Source organism: Arthrobacter sp. HMWF013, from assembly GCF_003061105.1.
Lineage (GTDB): Bacteria > Actinomycetota > Actinomycetes > Actinomycetales > Micrococcaceae > Arthrobacter.
In genome coordinates this window covers 1-5,769 of the sequence record NZ_QAIQ01000175.1, presented here as the reverse complement: position 1 = coordinate 5,769, position 5,769 = coordinate 1, and the positions used below count along the sequence as shown (strand labels likewise).

5 protein-coding genes are annotated in these 5,769 nt (G+C 67.6%); all 5 read right to left on the bottom strand.

Annotated elements, in window-relative coordinates; all coding sequences use genetic code 11:
* Nucleotides 1-52: 52 nt before the first annotated feature.
* Entirely contained in the window at nt 53-1,519 is a 1,467-nt protein-coding gene (locus DBR22_RS07715; protein ID WP_108598529.1) for an FAD-dependent oxidoreductase, read from the bottom strand.
* 23 nt (nt 1,520-1,542) lie between these two features.
* Entirely contained in the window at nt 1,543-2,799 is a 1,257-nt protein-coding gene (cobA, locus tag DBR22_RS07710; protein ID WP_108598528.1) for a uroporphyrinogen-III C-methyltransferase, read from the bottom strand.
* A 381-nt stretch (nt 2,800-3,180) separates the two neighbouring features.
* Complete coding sequence (locus DBR22_RS07705) at nt 3,181-4,134, bottom strand: ABC transporter permease (protein ID WP_108598527.1); 954 nt, start codon at nt 4,132-4,134, stop codon at nt 3,181-3,183.
* Nucleotides 4,124-4,849, bottom strand: a complete 726-nt coding sequence (locus tag DBR22_RS07700) for an ABC transporter ATP-binding protein (protein WP_108598526.1) — start codon at nt 4,847-4,849, stop codon at nt 4,124-4,126. Before DBR22_RS07700 ends, DBR22_RS07705 begins: the two co-directional genes overlap by 11 nt.
* A 40-nt stretch (nt 4,850-4,889) precedes the next feature.
* Nucleotides 4,890-5,769: ABC transporter substrate-binding protein (locus DBR22_RS07695; RefSeq protein WP_108598525.1), on the bottom strand; the 880-nt coding region annotated here is incomplete at its 5' end.

The window sequence follows — 5,769 nt, the reverse complement described above, 5'->3', positions numbered from 1 at the left end:
GTGACCCCGCGTTGGTTGGAGGGGTTGGTTGGGAGGGGCTGGTTGGAGGGGGTTAGACCTGGGCGGCCACGCCGTCGCGGGAAATGGCAACCATGTCCTCGCGCGGCACTACCTTGATGCGCTCGCGCTTGACCTCAACGCCGTGGGATCCGCCGGCCTCGGTGGCTGCGGCACCCAGCGCCAGTTCGTGCGCGTCCAGGGCGAGCCAGCCTTCCCAGCTGGTGAACTGCACGCCGCGGGCGTCGAGCAGTTCGACGACGGCGTCCGGCTCGGGAACCGCGGCAACCGGAAGGTTGTCGCGGTCTTCCAGCAGGTAGGTCAAGGTCTCCAGGGCGTCGCCCTTGGTGTGGCCGATCAGGCCGACGGGTCCGCGCTTGATCCAGCCCGTGGCGTAGATGCCCGGCACGTGGGTGCCGGCGGCATCCAGGACGCGGCCGCCGTCGTTCGGTACCACGCCCTTCTTGTGGTCGAATTCGATCTCCGGCAGGGCCGAACCGAAGTAACCGATCGCGCGGTACACGGCCTGGACGGGGTAGTCCACGAACTCGCCGGTGCCGCGGGCGTTGCCCGTGCCATCCAGCTCGGTGCGCTCGAACTTCATGCCGGCGACCTGGCCCGGGGTTTCCGGGGAATCGTAGATTTCCACCGGGCTGTGCAGGAAGTGCAGGTGCAGGCGGCGGGAGGCCGTGAGCTCGGAGAGGTCCTCGGGCTGCTCGGCGATCCAGTTGGTGAGCGTTCCCACCATGGTCTTGGTCTGGTTGTTGCTCTGGATCTGGCGGTCCGATTCCTCGTCGAACTCGAAGTCCTCGGCGTAAAGGATGATGTCCACGTCCTTGGAGTGGGACAGTTCGCGGAGCTCCAGCGGGGTGAACTTCACCTGGGCGGGGCCGCGGCGGCCGAAGACGTGAACGTCCGTGACCGGGGAGTCCTTCAGGCCGGCGTAGACGTTGTCCGGGATCTCGGAGACCAGCAGGTCATCGGCGTGCTTGGACAGGACGCGGGCCACGTCCAGGGCCACGTTGCCGTTGCCGATCACGGCGATTTCCTTGGCGTCCAGCGGCCATTCGCGGGAGACGTCCGGGTGTCCGTCGTACCAGGAGACGAAGTCGGCGCCGCCGAAGGAGCCGTCCAGCTCGATGCCGGGGATGTTCAGGTCCGCGTCCTTGATGGCGCCGGTGGCGAAGATGACGGCGTCGTAGTGGGTGCGCAGGTCCTCGATGGAGATGTCCGTGCCGTAGTCCACGTTGCCGAAGAAGCGGATGTCGCCGCGGTCCAGGACCTTGTGCAGGGCGTTGACGATGCCCTTGATGCGGGGGTGGTCCGGTGCAACGCCGTAGCGGATCAGGCCGTAGGGTGCCGGGTAGCGGTCAAAGAGGTCGATGCTCACGGTCAGCTCGCCGCTCTTGACGGCTTCGCTCTTGGTGAGGATGTCCGCGGCGTAGACGCCGGCCGGGCCGGAGCCCACCACGGCGACGCGCAGCGGACGTTCGGCAGATCCTACGGAGGTGCTGGTTGACACGGCTGTGTTCCTTTTCTTCGAAGCTAAGAGGTGAGGACTCGGGGCTTGTTGGGGCTGGTGGTGCTGTAATCGGCTGTCTTGAAGTGCGACGGCGCGAAGGGGCTCACGCGCACCACGTCACCGATCACAATCACGGCGGGATTTGCGACGCCGGTGGCTTCCGCCTGGTCGGCGATGGAACCGAGCGTGCCGATGGTCACGCGCTGATTCGGCAGATAGCCGTTCTCAACGATGCCAACTGGAGTGTCCTGAGGCAAACCGGCATTGCCAAGGGCGGATGCCGAATCACGGAGCGCGGCAACGCCCATCAGCAGGACGATCGTATGGTCCGCGCGGGCAGGGACCTCGGACAGCTCCTCGTGGCCGGTGACCACGCTGAAGCCTTTGGCCAGGCCGCGGTGCGTCACGGGGATGCCCGCTGCGGCCGGAACGGAGATCGCGGAGGTGACGCCTGAGACGACTTCAACCTCGACGCCGTGCTGCCGGCAGTGTTCGGCTTCCTCGCCGCCGCGGCCCAGGACGTAGGGATCGCCGCCCTTGAGCCGGACCACGCGGTGACCCTTGAGGGCCTCCTCGACGAGGATCCGGTTGATCTCGGCCTGCGGCACGGGATGGTGCCCAGGGGTCTTGCCCACTTCGATGACGCGGACGTCCGGGGCGAGTTCGTTGAGCAGTTCGCGGGGACCGAGGCGGTCTGCCACCACGACATCGGCCTGGCCCAGGAGCCGGCGGCCGCGGACGGTGATGAGGCCGGTGTCGCCGGGACCGCCGCCCACGAGAGCCACGGAACCGGCTGAGGCACGGCGGCGGCGCAGCGGGAGATCTCCTGTTTCCAGCGCGGTGGCGACGGCGTTGCGCAGGGCCATGGCGCGGCGCGGGTCTCCCCCGGCGTTCACGGCGATCTGCACGTCATCGACAACCGCGACAGCGGGCGTCCAGGCGGCTGAAGCTTCATGGTCGGAGGCGTTGACGCACCAGATGCGCTGCGCCTCGGCGTCGGCCGAAACCCGGGTGTCCACGGCGGGATCCCCGGTTGCGGTCTGGACGAACCAGACGCCGTCGACGTCTTCCGGACGGTAGGTGCGCTGCTCCCAGGTGAGGAGGCCGGCGTCGGCCAGTTCCTGGAGCGCGGCTGAGGCAACGGGAGCGACGACGGTGACCCGGGCACCGGCGTCGAGCAGGCCCTTGGCGCGGCGGGTAGCCACGGGGCCGCCGCCCACCACCAGCACGGGGCGGCCGAGCAGCCGCAGCGCTGTGGGGTAAATATCCTGAATTGCCATGAATCAACGGTAGGGTGCCGTCACATTCGCCAACAACGGCACGGAAACACCAGTTCACGTAAGGTAACGCTGCGTCACATAGGCCGGGCCTCCGTCGTCGGCCCAAGCGCACCCCGGGCACCAGCAACGCGGGGTCACTCCCGGCCCAATAACCCACGTTTATTGGGTCAGGAGTGACCCCGCGTTGAAGCGACGGCGGAGGACGGCCCGACAGCCGTAGGAGGTGGCCGACGGCGTAGGAAGGGTCCGACGGCGGGACTCGCCGTCGTACGTTCCATCACGGCGAGTAGGGCCCGGATTAAACCAACGCGGGGTCAGATCCGGCCCGATAACCAGTGGTTATTGGGCAGGATCTGACCCCGCGTTGCAGGAAAATGCGGGTTAGCGGGTGCTGCCCGCGAGGAGGCCACGGCTGCGGAGGAGGCGCTTCTCGATCGGCGCGAAGACCAGCAGCTCGATCAGGATGCCCACGGCCAGGATCAGCAGGATCGCGGCCATCACCACGGTCATGTCGGACAGGACACGGCCCTGGTCCAGCAGTGAGCCCAGGCCGAAGCCGATGGTCCCGCCCACGGCGATGATTTCGGCGGCCATCAGGGAACGCCACGAGAACGCCCAGCCCTGCTTCAGCCCGCCGAGGTAGCCCGGAAGGGCTGCGGGGAGAACAATCTGCAGCGCCATCTGGAGCCGGTTGGCACCCAGGACAGTCCCCACCCGGCGGTACTGCGGCGGGATCTGGTCCACGCCGGAGATCAGCCCGTTGATGATGGAGGGGATGGCGCCCATAAACACCACGAAGTACACGGTGGCATCGGTGAGGCCGAACCAGATGATCGCGGCCGGAACCCACGCCACCGACGGCAGGACCTGAAGCCCGGAAATCAGCGGGCCGAACGCCCGGCGAAGCGGTGCCACCTGTGCCAGCAGCAGCCCCACCGGGGTAGCGATCGCCACAGAGATCAGGAACCCCACGATGCCGCGCTGCAGCGAGGTCCACACAGCCTCCTGCAGCTTGCCTTCGCCCCACAGCACGCCGATCTGGCCCAGCACATCGAGCGGGCCCGGAACCAGGTCGCGGCGCTTCACGCCAAGGGAAACATAGAACTGCCAGACCAGGACCAGGACCACCAAAGCCGCGACCGGCAAGAGGATGCGGCTCCAGTCGATCCGGTGCTTGCGGGCGGCATCGGACTGCAGGGAGTCCAGGCCGGCCTCAAGCTCGCGCAGGTCCTCGTTCCCGGTGGAGGACCGGGTGAGGGCTGCGTGGACCTTTTCAGCGGAAGCGTGCTCCGCCACCGGCTTTTCTTCAGCCAGGGGGGTGGGGTTATTTGGCATGGCGGCGGATCTCCTCGCGCAGCCGGGCGGTGATGACCCCGGTCAGCTGACCGGCCAGGCCGGCGTCGGTTCGGTGTTCCTCGGAGACGGCCCATTCCTGGACCACCCGGCCGGGACGGGATGAGAGCAGCAGCACGCGCTGGCCCAGCCGCACGGCCTCGCGGACGTTGTGCGTGACAAAAACGATGGTGCGCCCGGTTTCTTTCCAGATGCGTTCCAGCTCGTCGTGGAGGAGGTCGCGGGTGATGGCGTCGAGCGCGGCGAACGGCTCGTCCATCAGGAGCAGCTGCCGGTCCTGCGCGAGCGAGCGGGCCAGTGCCACGCGCTGGCGCATGCCTCCGGAGAGCTCGTGCGGGCGCTTGTCCCCGGCCTCGCCGAGGTGCACGAGGTCGAGGAGTTCATCTGCCTTGACCCGGCGCTGGGACTTGCCCACGCCGCGCAGTTTCAGGGCCAGCTCGATGTTCTCCCGGGCCGTGAGCCAAGGGAACAGTGCGGCGTCCTGGAACATAAATGCGGCACCGTCGCTGGGCACTTCGAGAGCGCCCGACGTCGGGACTTCCAGTCCCGCCATGATGTTCAGCAGGGTGGATTTGCCGCAGCCGGAGGCACCGAGGAGGGCGACGAACTCGCCCGCGCCGATGGTGGCGTTGACGTCGTCCAGCACCGGGGCGCCGTCGCCGAAGCGCTTGCCCAGGTTTTCCAGTACGACTGGCATGGTCCCGTCCTTAGATTGGTGGATTGCTGGTAATGCGGGGTCAGTCCTGGCCGAGGCCGGCGGCTGAGATGGGCTGTCCGGTCTTTCCGGCGGCGATGACTTCGTTCAGGGCGCGGAGGTCGAACAGCCCGGTGATGTCGGCCTGCTTGGTGGTGCCGGCCTCCACTCCGTCCTTGAGCAGTTTGGGGTAGGTCCCGGCGAGCGGGTCCACGGTGAACACAATGTTCTGCAGGGACCGGTCCAGGACGTCGGCGGGCAGCGCGGCGCCGGCGGCTTCCTGCAGCGCGGCATTGACGACGGCCGACTTCTCTGCGCCGGGCGTGTCATTGAGCCAGGCCACGGATTCGGTGTGGCCCTTTAGCAGCGCCTTCACGGTCTCCGGATGGGCGGCGGCAAAGTTCTTGTTCACGATGAGGATGGTGGTGGGAAACTCACCGGGCTTGCCGGACGCGGAACCGTCCCAGAGATCCTTTTCGTCCACCAGCACTTTCGCCCCCGCAGTCAGCACCAGACGCGACGCCCACGGCTCGGGCAACCACGCGCCGTCGAGCTTTCCGTCCTGGAACAGTTTCAGCGTCTGGGCGTTCTCCGTGGGGTTGATGGCGACGTCGCCGCTGCCGTCAACGTTGGTCTTGTAACCCTGCGAGCCAAGCCAGGCGCGCAGCGCGACGTCCTGCGTGCCGCCCAGTTGCGGGGAGGCCAGGGTCTTGCCGCGGAGATCGGCGGCGGAGGTGATGTCCGGCTTCACTACCAGCTGGGCCCCACCCGCGGCAGCACCGGCGATGACGCTGATGGACTCGCCCTGGCTCTTGACAAACGAATTGATGGCCGGGTTGGGGCCGATGTAGGTGGCGTCGATGGCCCCGGCGTTCAGCGCCTCTATGGCGGCAGGTCCGGCGTTAAATGTTTCAGTGCTGAGG